The 13,306-nt window shown below is 63.4% G+C and carries 11 protein-coding genes; 5 read left to right on the forward strand and 6 right to left on the reverse strand.

Going from position 1 to position 13,306, the window contains the following annotated elements:
- Positions 1–14: 14 nt before the first annotated feature.
- Positions 15–2,144 (forward strand): MMPL family transporter, encoded by a 2,130-nt coding sequence (locus ACODSO_RS12960; RefSeq protein ID WP_489037279.1) that lies wholly within the window; start codon positions 15–17, stop codon positions 2,142–2,144.
- A 236-nt stretch (positions 2,145–2,380) separates the two neighbouring features.
- Positions 2,381–4,378, forward strand: a complete 1,998-nt coding sequence (locus ACODSO_RS12965) for an SDR family oxidoreductase (protein ID WP_489037280.1) — start codon at positions 2,381–2,383, stop codon at positions 4,376–4,378.
- On the opposite strand, the gene ACODSO_RS12970 is transcribed toward ACODSO_RS12965, so the two are convergent.
- From ACODSO_RS12970 to ACODSO_RS12985, 4 genes are read right to left on the reverse strand one after another with little or no spacing between them, the layout of a single operon-like run.
- The gene (locus tag ACODSO_RS12970) at positions 4,281–4,889 is read right to left on the reverse strand and encodes a hypothetical protein (RefSeq protein WP_489037281.1); all 609 of its coding nucleotides are present in this window, start codon (positions 4,887–4,889) and stop codon (positions 4,281–4,283) included. The genes ACODSO_RS12965 and ACODSO_RS12970 overlap by 98 nt on opposite strands.
- Before the next feature lie 26 nt (positions 4,890–4,915).
- A complete protein-coding gene (locus ACODSO_RS12975; RefSeq protein WP_489037282.1) occupies positions 4,916–5,683 on the reverse strand; it encodes an alpha/beta fold hydrolase in 768 nt (255 codons plus the stop codon).
- A 45-nt stretch (positions 5,684–5,728) separates the two neighbouring features.
- Positions 5,729–7,282: a DNA polymerase Y family protein gene (locus tag ACODSO_RS12980; protein WP_489037283.1), complete on the reverse strand. Its 1,554-nt coding sequence runs from the start codon at positions 7,280–7,282 to the stop codon at positions 5,729–5,731.
- The gene (locus ACODSO_RS12985; protein ID WP_489037284.1) at positions 7,279–8,121 is read right to left on the reverse strand and encodes a hypothetical protein; all 843 of its coding nucleotides are present in this window, start codon (positions 8,119–8,121) and stop codon (positions 7,279–7,281) included. The genes ACODSO_RS12980 and ACODSO_RS12985 overlap by 4 nt, the downstream gene beginning before the upstream one ends.
- A gap of 211 nt (positions 8,122–8,332) precedes the next feature.
- Here ACODSO_RS12985 and ACODSO_RS12990 point away from each other — a divergent pair, with 211 nt between their 5' ends.
- Positions 8,333–9,556 (forward strand): serine/threonine-protein kinase, encoded by a 1,224-nt coding sequence (locus ACODSO_RS12990; RefSeq protein ID WP_489037285.1) that lies wholly within the window; start codon positions 8,333–8,335, stop codon positions 9,554–9,556.
- Between the two features lie 30 nt (positions 9,557–9,586).
- Here the strand turns inward: ACODSO_RS12990 and ACODSO_RS12995 are convergent, their stop codons facing one another.
- Positions 9,587–10,234, reverse strand: a complete 648-nt coding sequence (locus ACODSO_RS12995) for a response regulator (RefSeq protein WP_338893156.1) — start codon at positions 10,232–10,234, stop codon at positions 9,587–9,589.
- Complete coding sequence (locus ACODSO_RS13000; protein WP_489037286.1) at positions 10,231–11,523, reverse strand: ATP-binding protein; 1,293 nt, start codon at positions 11,521–11,523, stop codon at positions 10,231–10,233. Before ACODSO_RS13000 ends, ACODSO_RS12995 begins: the two co-directional genes overlap by 4 nt.
- A 155-nt stretch (positions 11,524–11,678) precedes the next feature.
- On the opposite strand from ACODSO_RS13000, the gene ACODSO_RS13005 reads away from it, so the two are divergent.
- Both ACODSO_RS13005 and ACODSO_RS13010 read left to right on the forward strand, forming a co-directional pair.
- A complete protein-coding gene (locus ACODSO_RS13005; RefSeq protein ID WP_489037287.1) occupies positions 11,679–13,061 on the forward strand; it encodes a PspC domain-containing protein in 1,383 nt (460 codons plus the stop codon).
- Entirely contained in the window at positions 13,054–13,299 is a 246-nt protein-coding gene (locus ACODSO_RS13010) for a hypothetical protein (RefSeq protein ID WP_489037288.1), read from the forward strand. The genes ACODSO_RS13005 and ACODSO_RS13010 overlap by 8 nt, the downstream gene beginning before the upstream one ends.
- Positions 13,300–13,306: the final 7 nt, after the last annotated feature.

Raw genomic sequence — 13,306 nt, forward strand, 5'->3', positions numbered from 1 at the left:
AGCCGGAGAAGAACGTGACACGTTGGGCTTCGTTCGTCGTTTCCCGCAAACGATGGGTACTCGCCATCGCCGTCGTGGTCGTTGCGCTCGGCGGTATATGGGGCCTCGGGGTGTTCGACAGGCTCAGCGACGGCGGCTACATCGATCCCGGCAGCGAGGCAGCCGAGGTATCGACACTTGTCGCGGACCTCGGACAGCAGACTTCGGACATCGTGGCCATTTACACAGCGCCCGAAGGCAAGACGATCGACGACATCGGCCCCGACGTCACCGCGGTACTCGACGAATTCCAGCGCAACTACACCATCGAGAACGTGACGTCGTACTGGACCGCCAACGCTGCTGCACAGCAGTACCTCGTCTCCGAAGACGGCACCAAGGCGCTCGCGACGGTCACTCTCGGCGACGACTCCGGGGTCACCTTCGCCACGTTCGACCAGCTTCTACCGCAGCTGGAAGTCCCGAACGTCACCTCGCAGTTCGCCGGCGGATCGGTCGTAGGCATCTCGTTCAGCACTACTCTCGAAAACGACCTGGTGCGTTCCGAAGCGATCGCCATTCCGATCGTTCTCGTGCTGTTGATCATCATCTTCGGTGGCGTTGCCGCTGCAGCGGTACCGGTGTTCGTCGGAATCCTCAGCATCCTCAGCGCGCTCGCCATCCTTCGAGTTCTGACGTCGTTCACGGAAGTGAATTCGTTCTCCCTCAACGTCGCTTCGCTCCTCGGACTCGGTCTGGCGATCGACTACGGCCTGTTCATCGTCAGCCGATTTCGTGAGGAAATGCGCGGAGGGGCCGAACCGGCAGATGCAGCGATCCGCACGGTCCTCACTGCAGGACGAACAATCATCTTCTCGGGACTGCTGCTGATCTGCGCATTTGCAGGCATGCTCGTGTTCCCACAACCGGTCGTCAAATCGCTCGGATTCGGTGCAATGGCAGCGGTCTTCGGGGCAGCGGTCCTGTCACTGACGGCCGTTCCAGCACTCCTCGCGATCCTCGGCCATCGCATCAACTCGCTCACCTGGAGCAAGACTGCGTCCGACCGCGGCGACGCCCGTGCACAGAAGTTCTGGGGAGGCGTCGTCACCAGGGTCATGCGCACACCGGGAGTCGTTGCCGCCGTCATCATCGCGGCACTGCTCGTTCTCTCAGCGCCGATCCTCACGGTGACTCTGGGTCAGGTCGACTACACCGCACTCCCCAAGGACGATCCGGCTCGCGTTGCAGTCGAGACGTTGAACACCGAATTTCCCTCCACCGGCGAAGGGGCCACCGTAGTACTACGCGGCCTCGACGGCCAGAAACCGCAGGGCTCTCCCATCGCCGACGTCACCCGCCAGGCCGAAGAGGTCGACGGCATCGCCCGCGTCGAATTCTCCGGATCGGCAGACGATTTCGTGGTCCTCGAGGCAACCTACGGCGAGCCGGGTGAAGGAGAAACCGAAGAGCAGTCGACCAGCGCAGCCGTCGCGGAACTACGCCAGATGACGCCTCCGGACGGCACCGAGATTCTCGTCGGTGGAAGCCGCGCGCTCGTCGACGACGGAAACGCCGCAATCGCGAAGTGGCTGCCCGCGATGATCGCGATCATGGTGATCTCGACATTGATCCTGCTGTTTCTGGCATTCGGCTCGATCGTGCTTCCGATCAAGGCCGTACTCATGGCCGGGCTGAGCCTCGGCGCCACCTTCGGCGTCCTGACCTGGATATTCCAGGAAGGGCACGGTGCCGAACTACTCGGAATCACACCCGCACCACTCGAAGCGACGTTCGTCGTCCTCATCCTCGCGGTCGTCTTCGGGCTGTCCACCGACTACGAAGTCTTCCTGATGTCACGGATGGTCGAAGCACGAACCTCAGGAGCGACGACCGAGGAAGCGGTGATCATCGGAGCCCAACGCACTGGACGCATCGTGACGGCTGCGGCCCTGATTCTCATCATCGTCACCGGCGCGTTCACCATCTCCGACCTGTCGATCATGAGATTTCTCGGTGTCGGCATGATCCTCGCACTGATCATCGATGCCACCATCATCAGAATGCTGCTGGTCCCATCGCTGGTGAAACTCATGGGCGAGGCGAACTGGTGGGCTCCCGCCTGGATGAAGAAGGTGCACGCGAAGGTCGGGATCGGGCACTAGCGGAGGCCGCGGGGGTGGCCGAACGCGGCCTCGCGGTGACCGAATGTCTCTTTCGGTCACCTTCGGGGCCGAACGCGCACCTTCCAGCGAACGCGCACGTTGTATGCGGCTGCACACTGCGCACCGGCTGAAAAGTGCGCGTTCAGGCTCGACCACACCGCAAATCGAGCGAATGTCTCTTTCGGTCACCTCACGAGGCCTGGCCTCACAACTTACTTAGGAGTAAGTTGGCGGATATGGCGAACTACATCGTTACCGGCGGTACGGGCTTCCTCGGACAGAACGTGATCCCACTTCTGCTGGAGCGCGACCCGGACGCAGAGGTACACGTGCTGGTTCGGCAACAGTCGGTCGCCAAGCTCGAACAGCAGGCCGCAGCACTCACCGGCAAGGATCGGATCCACCCGCTCGTCGGAGATCTCACCGAACCCGAGCTCGGGCTGAGGGAAGCGCCGCCCACTGTCGATCACATCGTCCACCTCGGCGCCATCTACGACATGACCGCCGGCGACGAACAAGCGTCGACCAACGTCGACGGCACCCGAGCCGTCGTCGAGCTCGCGGTTCGCACCGGCGCGAGGCTTCACCACATCTCCTCGATCGCCGTCGCCGGGGACTACTCCGGAACGTTCACCGAGAACGATTTCGACAATGGGCAAGGCTTCCCGACGGCGTATCACCGGACCAAGTTCGAGTCCGAGGAGATCGTTCGGGAGTCGGCAACCGATTGGCGGGTCTACCGGCCGTCAGCCGTATTGGGTCACTCGGAAACCGGGGCGATCGACAAGATCGACGGCCCGTACTTCTTCTTCCCGTTCTTCGCCGAACTGGCCAAACTCCCATCGACGCTTCCCATTACAGTTCCTGACATCGGATCCACCAATTTGGTTCCAGTCGACTACGTCGCAGCGGCCATCGTCGAGTTGATCCACCGGAACCCGCTCGGACAGCGTGTTTTCCATCTGGTCAATCCTGATCCGCAACCGATGCACGAGGTCTACAGCGCGTTCAGTGCTGCGGCGGGGTCGAAAGCAAAGGTCATCGGAATTCCCGGTGCGATCGCCGCACCGGTTGTTTCCCCGCGTCGGGGGGCTCTCCGCAACGGTCGCAACGCGCTGCTGTCGCGGTTCGGGGTTCCGCCGGTCATGCTCGATCATCTGACTCTGCCGACTACTTTCGACTCGACTACAACGCAGAATGCGTTGAGCGGCAGCGGAATTACTCCGCCCCCACTCGCAGCGTACGCGGACACCCTCTGGAAGCATTGGCAGAAGCATCTCGACCCGAACCGAGCACGCCGTAGTGATCCTCGCGGGCCTCTGGTCGGGCGCCACATCGTCATCACTGGCGGGTCGTCGGGTATCGGCAAGGCCAGCGCCGAGTCCGCGGCCCGCAAGGGCGCCACTGTCATCCTGCTCGCACGCGGCGCTGAACAGCTCGAGACCGTCGTGGAGGAGATTCGCGCCGACGGCGGTGATGCATACGGTTATCCGTGCGATGTGACCGACACCGAATCGGTCGACCAGACGGTGAAAACCATTGTGAGCGAACATGGTCACGTGGACATGCTCGTCAACAACGCCGGCAGGTCGATACGCCGATCCTTGTACAGGTCCACCGATCGCCTGCACGATTACGAACGCACCATGGCAGTCAACTACTTCGGTGCCGTGCGGTTGGTTCTCGCGCTGCTTCCACACATGCGCGCGCGCCGATTCGGACACATCGTCAACGTCAGCAGCGCTGCGGTCCAGGGACATACACCGCGATTTTCCGCATATGTAGCCAGCAAGGCTGCACTCGACGCGTTTGCCGACGTGGCGGCAGCGGAAACACTTTCCGACGGAATCACCTTCACCACCATCCACATGCCGCTCGTCGCGACGCCGATGATCACACCGTCCGGCGACAAGAATGTCGGCCCGGTCGTGTCAGCAGAAAAGGCTGGAGCGATGGTCGTGCGTGCGCTGATCGACAGGCCGAAGAGAATCGATACACCGCTCGGCACATTGGGTCAGTTCAGCAGCATCTTCACGCCCAAGGGCAAGGATCGCACGATGCACCAGTTCTATCGTAAGTTCCCGGATTCCGCGGCAGCCAAGGGCGAGCAATCCACCACGCAGGTCGAGACCGAACTCATGCCGACCAGAAAGTACGACTCCTCGGCACCATCTGCACGGGCAGCCAAGCTGGCGCGCCGACTGGGCCGGTTGGTTCCCGGCGCCAACTGGTGATGGTGCGAAACATCGCGCGTGCCCAAATTCGGCCGAACCCGATTCCGAGGTAGCCGAACGTGCCGACCGCCAGTATCCATTTGGTGATGCTGACTGCTGTTGTTGCGCGCACCACGAGGTCGGTGATGTGCTCGGGGTGATCGAGAAGGTGTAGGCCGACGACGTTCTCCACGTAATCTCCTGCCGCAGAAGCGATCGGGGCGACGTCGAGCGCACGAGTCACCGAGGGCGACAGATCGGTCGACTTCCCCAACCGGGACGTCCCGGCTCGTAGCGCAGCAGCATAGATGGCCGGATGGACGAAGTCCGGGTAGTAGTGACTGCGAAACCGAGCCGTGTCGGCCTCGTCCATACTGCCGATGATCTGTCGATAGCGGTCGGCCGACCATGCCGTCTGCACTTCGAGAACACGAGGTGCAGCCGGGCCGAGCAGACGGACGATAGTGGCCTGCGAGACAACGAAAGCCGCCGACCAGGCAATCAGCGGAATGTCCCGAGTAGTCAGTCCCATACGTCGATAGTAGGGCGTCGACGGGTTCAGCTGTCGCGCATCAGGAACGGCAGCACCACGGCTTCGAAGTCCGAATACTTGTCACGATGAATGCTGTGACCGGTTTCGAACGATACAACCGAGCATTCGTCGATCGCCGCGACCATCGAATCGAGTCGCCCCGGATCCACCATCCCACCGGGCCCGCCACGGAGGACGAGAGTCGATGCTCGAATCTCCGAAAGCCTGCCCCACCACACCGCATTCGGCCGTCGGAACTGGGCTATCGCGGGTGACGTCATGGAACGGTCGTAGGCGAAGACAGCGCGTGGGTGTCTGATGATGCTTGTAGCCGCATGCCAGAGTTCGCCGGGACTCGGCAACCGCCTGGCGAATGTCGGTGTCTCGTCACCATCCTTGATGGGTATCGGCATCTCTTCGATCACGAGCGAGCGGACTATCGACGGCCTGTCCTGCGCAACCACTGTCACTGCGTAGCCGCCGAGCGAGTGCCCGACGAGATCCACCGCCGTCAGCTTCAGGTGGTCGAGCACCGCCGCCACGTCTCGTCCGAAAGCGTCGAACGAGTAGTCGCTCGTGTGTGCGCTTCGGCCATGACCTCGAAGGTCGATGGCAACGACACGACGACCAGCCGCCGTCAATGCGGACGCAAACCGATCCCACGTCCCACTGTCACCACCCATGCCGTGCACCAGGACGACCGGGCAGGAATCGCGCCGGCTGTCGACGCCGCCGGTGTCCCGGAATGCAATACGGACGCCGTCGACGTCGAGTTCGGCCACTTCCACGCTCATGGGTCCAGGTTAGAGCGACGCCTGTGGATCGACCTGCGCCCGGGGTCACTCGTAGATACCTTCGACCCGCCAACCGTCTTCGTCGTAGATCAACAGCAGTGCGCGGCTTTCCTCGAACAACACCTGCACACGTGCACCCTGTGTGCCTATCGTCGGGTCCCACCAGCGCTCGTCGAGCGGCCATGGCCCTGCCCAACCGCTGAGCATCCAGTTCTTGCTGCCCCAGCGAAGGACTGCGGGTCGGCTGTCGAAGCCGCCGCGCTCATCGATTCGTACTCCGTTGCCGCTACTGTTTTCCAGCATCACCCGAGGAGATGTGTCGAGCACCGCGGCAGGTGCCGGTTGCGGCAGCCTTCCCGGCCACGGAGCCGACGGGTCGGACAGCGGGACCAACTCGTCACCCAGGCTGCGCAGAGTCACACGTTCGACCGGCCCCCTGCCTCCACTCAGCACACCGATCTTCACCGCATCACCACCGAGAAGACCCTGTACCCGTACCAGCGCACGCCGTGCCCGTTCCTCTTCGTCGCCGACGCTTCCCCACAGACCCAGCTGAAGCTCCCCCGCAGCGACAACTTCCACCGGCTCCAATCGAAGCGTCGTGATGCCTGCTGTCGGCCGTCTCTCGCTGCGACCGGTCAACCATCCGTCGAGCTGCCACCGCACTCGATCGGCAGTCCCTTCCGGAGTCAGAGGTTCTGCGCACCGCCATATGCGTGAGAGATTCTCCCCGTTTCCAGTCGACGCATGGACGAGGAGACGAGTGCAGGCCACCGCCGCCGCTGCAAGCTTGGTATGCAGTCTTTCCGCCATGCCTCGTCCAGCGAACGCCGCGGCGTCGACACGATCGATCGGCGGGTCACATGCGTACTCGACGTTCAGATCCGGTGGCAGATGCCGCGCCGACGGCGGTCGTTCGGCCTCACCTCTCGCACTCCGATGGGCCAGCACAGCGTCCGTTCCGAATCTGGATGCCACATCACCTGGAGTGAGTGCAGCGAAATCGCCGATGGTGCGCAGACCCAGACGTCGGAGCAGATCGATCAGGTTCTCGCGATCCGCCGCGGCAAGGCTCGGTTCGGCTGCAAGTTCCGAGACAGGTAGTGGCGCGAGATAGTGCGCGCCTCTTCCTCTCGGAACGATCGCCGCATGCCTGGCTGCGATGACTGCCGTCGACAACTCGTCGGCGATTCCTATCTGGCATTCGACTCCTGCGCTCGCGGCCTGATCTATCAAGCGCTCCGCGGCTTTGTGCTCGGATCCGAAATATCTGCTCACCCCTCGGGCACCGAGAATCAGCAAGCCCGGCCGCAGCACCTCGACTCCCGGTGCAATCGCGTCGACAGCTGCGGCAACCGGTTCGAACAATCGCCCGTCTCGATCCGAATCTGCCGTTGCCACATGAACTTCGGGGCAGCGCGCTTGAGCCTCACGTTTACGTAGTCCGCGTCGCACACCCTCTGCACGCGCCGGGGCGGAACAGGCGATCACACGATTGGCCGATACGACCGCCACCGGACTCGTCGCCGGAAGATCTGCAACGGCGGCTGCCGCTACGGCCGGCCAGTCCGGGCACCAGAGTGCAACGACCCGGCTCATGCGAGTACCGCAATCCTGTCGGTAGGACGAATGCCTGCAGAGACACCGAGCGGAACCTCGAACCATTCGATACGACCGTGCTCGGATCGAAGATCGAAACACGTACGTCTGGGACGCATCGACTTACCCTGCGCGCACACTTCCAGTCGCAGAGTTCGCAGCCTGCCCCGACCGGCCTGTTCTCCGGTTCCCACCCCACCGACACTGCGCACAGCGGCGTCGAGTCGCAGGTCGACGCCGTCCCAGTGTCCATCCGCGACCAGCAACGACGCACCTTTGCTTCGAGCGCGCGCAATTACGGCTCGCGCCCGTGACGGAGGCACGGAACGGCCGCCGAGACCCAACACGACGAGATCCAAGCCGTCGAGAAGGATGGCCGCCACCTCTACCGGATCCTCACCTGGATCGGGTACGACAGCCAGCCGATTCAAGTCGGCGCCCATCTCGGCTGCAGCCAGCAACCCGAACCGCGGTTGCCCGACTACCGCCACATAGCCGCCGGACGCCGTGACCGATGCGACCAAACCGAGCATCAGTGACCCGGCACCCGAGATCGCAGTCACCGACCCTCTGGCAAGACCTCGGTGCGGGAGCAGAGCCGCGAGTGCGTCGGGAACGGCCAACACGGCCTTGGCAGGTGACTGATCTTGCCTCTCCTCGTCTTTTTCCCTTTCGGCCGACGGTGCCGGATAGGACGGCGTCGGATATGACAGGGAACGTGCCTCACCCCGCGGGGGAACCCCCGCCATACGTCGCCGAAGATAAGCGACCCTTTCCGGTAGTGACATATCGTCGAGAGAGACGTTCGGATCATGTGGAGCGTCGGCAGGAACAGACATGCTTTTCCTCCCCGGTGAATCGACGAAATCAGGTACACGAGCCCGCTCGCAAGACGACCGGGAAGTTTCGTCTTCGAACAGACTTTCGAACATGCTCCAGTAAAGCCGCTCCGCCGACCATCGTCAAGATGGCCTCGAAGCCCCAGGTGGAGACCTCGGAGTCACCGCCGGGCCACCGTCGTGGGCAGTAACGCTCGCTGTCCACTAACCTGTGGTCGTGACCGAGCAGCAACGCACCGCACGGGTCGTCGGACCCGACTACCTACTCGCCGGCAGGTACCGTCTCGCCTACAAGCTCGGGGGCGGCGGAATGGGCGCGGTCTGGCTTGCGCAGGACACACTCATGGGCCGCAAAGTGGCCGTCAAACAGGTCACGTCGACGGCTAATCTGAGCGACAAGGCCGCTCGCGAGGTTCGCAATCGGGCCATGCGCGAGGGACGGATAGCCGCCAGGTTGTCGAGTCCGCACGCCATCGCCATGCATGACGTCGCCATCGAGGGCGGCGAACCGTGGCTCGTCATGGAGTACATGCCCTCGCGCTCTCTTGCGCAAGCGCTCAACACCACCGATTCACTACCACCCTACGAAGTAGCTCAGGTCGGTGCGCAGGTCGCCGACGCACTCACCGAAGCGCACGCGGCCGGAATAGTGCACCGCGACATCAAGCCCGGCAACATCCTCATCGCCGACCGCGGACGCACTCTCGGCATCGTCAAGATAAGCGACTTCGGTATCTCTCGCGCGAAAGGTGATGTCGAGGAATCGGATTCCTCGGTCATCACAGGGACACCGGCGTACTTCGCACCCGAGGTGGCACGCGGCCAGGATCCTACCGAAGCGAGCGACGTGTTCTCGCTCGGCGCGACGCTGTACACCGCGATCGAGGGAAGGCCTCCGTTCGACATCGACCAGGACTCCATCGCCCTGCTACACCGGGTGGCGCGTGGCCAGATCATCACCCCCACCAGATCCGGCGATCTCACCTCGGCGTTGCTGCACATGCTGGAGCCTGATCCGGCCCGCCGACCGACGATGTCGCAGGCTCGCGACGAGATCATCAGAGGGGCAATCAGCCCCCGCGGAACCATTGCTCAGCTCCGTGGCGTACCACTCACCGCGTCCGACGGCGGCGTGCCCACCTGGGCTCACCGGTCGACCCCGGTAGCCGAAACACGCAGACCCTCACGCGAATTCGGCAACACTATCGCTGGACTTCCAGCCGTCCGCTCGAGTGGACTGGGCGAGGATCACACCCCCAAGGCCTACTCTCCCCCACCATTCGACGCGCCGAAGAAGAAGAACCCACTCGACACCGTGCTGGATCGAATCGACGACGTCGTGGGCGACAAGGTCGACGTCCCGCCCGCCGTCGTACTCGCCGGACTCGTCGCAGTGGTGGTTCTGGTGCTCATCCTGATAGTCGCACTTCTGTAGGCGCTCAACGCGATCGAGAAAGAACGACACTCAATCGATACGCCGATTGTGCGCCCATCGGGTCAGCGCATTCCGGTTCGATTGCTGAGTCTTCCTGAGTACGTTCGACGCGTGGGTTTCGACGGTCTTGACCGAGATGAACAGATCCTCGGCGATCTCACGATAGGTGTACCCACGTGCCAACAGCCGCAGGACCTCGAGCTCACGAGGCGTCAGCGAATCGAGCTCGGGGTCGAGCGGGGGTTCCGGCGCTGCCGACTTCCCGGTGAACGAATCCAGTACGAACCCTGCCAGACGCGGCGAGAACACCGCGTCTCCCCCGGCGACGCGTCGAACACCGTCGGCCAGTTCGGATCCGGAGATGGTCTTGGTGACATACCCACGCGCGCCTGCGCGGATGACGGCGATGACGTCCTCGGCGGCGTCGGACACCGACAGGGCGAGGCATACCGGACCGGCCCCGATCCGACCGAGCACCGCGACGCCGCCTCCGTCGGGCATGTGCACGTCGAGCAGCACGACATCGGGTTTCGTCGCCGCAATTCCGGCTACCGCATCGGCGACACCCCCTGCTTCCCCCACCACTTCGATGTCGCTCTCACGGCCGAGTTCGGCTCGTACACCGGAACGGAACACTGCATGATCGTCGACGAGAAAGACACGGAAGGTGTCGGTCACCTTGGCTGCTCCTGCGGTATCGGTTGCTCGGTGGTCTTCACACGTGCTGCATGAGTATCTTCTACGACAGTGCGGGGCATCAAGATTCGAACCTCCGTCCCTTTGCCTACCTGCGAGCGTACCGACACCTCCCCTCCGCGGCGTTCGATTCTTCCCCGAATCGATCGGGTAAGGCCTTGCCTGTCGAGCGGAACCAGGTTCTCGTCGAAGCCGGTTCCTCTGTCTCGGACGAAGACCGTCACCTTGTCCGGTTCGGTCTCGGCGAACAAATCGATGTTGGTCTCACCAGAGTGTTTCGCTGCGTTGACGAGCGCTTCACGGGTCGCGCCGAGCAGAGCGGTGAAATGCTCACGCTGCAGCCCCGAACTGGAGCCGTCCGCCGACAGCTGTACGTCACCGACCGTAATAGGCCTGACCGTGACTCCGTGCTGATCCTCGACCTCGCCCGCGATGGTCTTGAGCGCTTCGGCAAGTGAGGAGTGGTCGGGATCTCCACCTTCGAACAACCACTTACGGAGTTCGCGTTCCTGGCCGCGTGCCAGCCGCATCACTTCCTGTGGTTGATCGGATTGCTTCTGTATCAACGCCAGCGTCTGCAACACCGAATCGTGGAGATGCGAGGCGATCTCCTCTCGCTCTTCGTTGCGAATTCGAGCCGAGCGCTCGGAATTCAGGGTGCGCCACATCCGCAACCACAACGGAACCGTCAGCAGAGCAGCACCGATAAGGGTGACGATGACGGCCAACAACGACGAACGGACCGAGGCGATATCGACGCGCGCCAGCACCACGACGCCGAGGCCGAGCACAATGAGAGTCGCGCCGCCGACGACTCGAGCCCAACTCAACACAGTCGGTTTCTTCGGCATCCCGAGGATCGAACGCGGACCGTCGGAATCGAACTCCCGCCACACCAACGCCGCACCGACCACGACGACGACGATCGGCACCAGCGCCGACGCTGCCGTCCCGTCCAGCAGCCAGGCCAGACCTGTCGCAAGGCCCAGTCCGAGCGCTGCCAGCCCGAGGGCCCGTTGCCGCTCGGCAGCACTCGGCCTCTCCACGTCTGAACCCGTGGGCGAGAACATCCACAACAACCCGTAGGCGAAGATGCCGGCGCCTGCCATGACCGCAAGCAACACGAACGCGACCCGCACCTTGAACACGTCGACGCCGAGATGATCGGACAGCCCCCCGGCTACACCGCCCACGATGCGTCCGCCGCCGCGCCGGTGGAACACGACCGGTTCGGGGCCCGTGGACGAGGGCAGTGGATCGACAGGGTGCACGTCTCCGATCCTGGCACGAATCGGACTCCTCGTGCATCAGGGTCTCCCCTGATCTTCTCGGCTCGGACCTGCACCCGGGAATTCGTCCCGACTCGGGAGCAAGATCAGGGCGATCCCTGATGTTTTCGCGAGCGCCGAGCGCCACGATGGTATCCATGAGCAACGCAACCGTCTCCGAACAACTACAGCAGATGTGGCGCACTCGCCCGTATCGGTTGCCTCAGCGAGGCCACGTCGCGGGAGTCGCAGCCGGCATCGGATACCGCTACGGTGTCGATCCGGTCCTTATCCGAGTCGCCTTGGTCGTCGGAACCATCTTCGGTGGCGCCGGCATAGTCCTCTACCTTGCGGCGTGGCTGTTGTTCAGCAAGGCCGGTGACTCAGCATCGCCCGCAGAGTCCTTGATGGGAAGGGGCCACAGCTCCGAGTCCAACACCAAGGTGATCGTTCTGGTGGTGGCGCTGGTCATTGCCGTGTCGACGATAGGCCCGGTGGGGGTCGGCCTCGGCGGATCGGGAGTGATCAGCATGCTGGCCCTGCTGGCCGGCGTGTGGCTGCTGCATCAGCGACGACCCGAACCTCCCGAGTTCCTCCCCGGTGGTGCACAGGTGTACGCCCAGCAGGGATTTCCCATCTCGTTCAACACCCCGTACACCCCGAATCCGTGGGCCGGAGCGAACTACCGACCACCGAACTACCCGGCAGGGAACGCGAACTACAGCCCGCCCATGTACACCCCGTACACGACGTTGCCCAAGAGTTACGTTCCGACGCCGCCGAAGGCGCCCGACGAGCAGGCCGAGCCGACCACGGTGGATCTGAGCAAATCGAACGCGGAATCGACACGTCCCGCTGAACCGACACCGCCGTCGTGGGACCCGCTCGGCGTCGCGCCCTTTGCCTGGGATCTCCCCGAGCCGACCGCGGTACACGAACCCGACGTGGCCGAGAAGAAGAAGCGATCGCGGTGGACATCCAGCTTCATCGGACTTGCCCTCCTCGCTACCGCCATCACCGGCGGAGTCGCTGCCGCGACGGGGTCGGAATGGTTGACGCCGGCACGCATCGCCGCGGTCGGACTCACCGTCGTCGCCATCGGGCTGCTGCTCGGCGCGTTCATGCGCAAGGGATACGGCCTGCTGGTCGTGACCGGACCGCTGCTCGCCTTCGTCGTCCTCGCATCCATCGTCGGGCCGATCTCGTTCAACGGCGAATACGCAGGCCAGCAGGTCCACGCGCCGACCACCGTCGCCGAACTGCAATCGAGCTACACCGTACAAATGGGTGACCTACAACTCGACCTTCGGGGACTGGACCTGACCGAAGACACAACGATCGCCGTGTCTGTCGCCGCAGGCAACGCCACCATCCTGGTACCCGAATCGATGAACATCGTCACCGACTGCGAGGCGGTCGCCGCCGAAGCGTCGTGCGGACCCAGCGGTATTGTCCAACAAGGAAATTCGTCCGAAGATTCACCGATCCTGACGATCGATGGATCTGCCCGGGCCGGAAACCTGGAGGTTGTTCGTGGCTGAAACGTGGCAGTACGGAGACAGTGACGAGGACACACCCGAGCAGAACAGGGCACGGACCCGCCCATCGGCGCTGCTGTTCCTCGTCGGGTTGGCAGCACTGATCGTCAGCGTCAGCGCCCTGATAGGGCCGTCCGCGCTCGAGGCTCTCGGCGACGTCCAGTTCCGCTGGGTGTTCGTCGTCGTAGCCATCGTCGTCGGACTGGCCCTACTGATTGCCCCTAACCGAAAGGGCAAGTAGAGCTCTC

It is taken from the genome of Rhodococcus sp. FG69, assembly GCF_057808915.1.

Coding starts and splice junctions, on each gene's coding strand:
- ACODSO_RS12965 (WP_489037280.1), top strand. CDS start 2,381: ATGGCGAACTACATCGTTACCGGCGGTACGGGCTTCCTCGGACAGAAC.
- ACODSO_RS12970 (WP_489037281.1), bottom strand. CDS start 4,889: ATGGGACTGACTACTCGGGACATTCCGCTGATTGCCTGGTCGGCGGCT.
- ACODSO_RS12975 (WP_489037282.1), bottom strand. CDS start 5,683: ATGAGCGTGGAAGTGGCCGAACTCGACGTCGACGGCGTCCGTATTGCA.
- ACODSO_RS12980 (WP_489037283.1), bottom strand. CDS start 7,282: ATGAGCCGGGTCGTTGCACTCTGGTGCCCGGACTGGCCGGCCGTAGCG.
- ACODSO_RS12985 (WP_489037284.1), bottom strand. CDS start 8,121: ATGTCTGTTCCTGCCGACGCTCCACATGATCCGAACGTCTCTCTCGAC.
- ACODSO_RS13005 (WP_489037287.1), top strand. CDS start 11,679: ATGAGCAACGCAACCGTCTCCGAACAACTACAGCAGATGTGGCGCACT.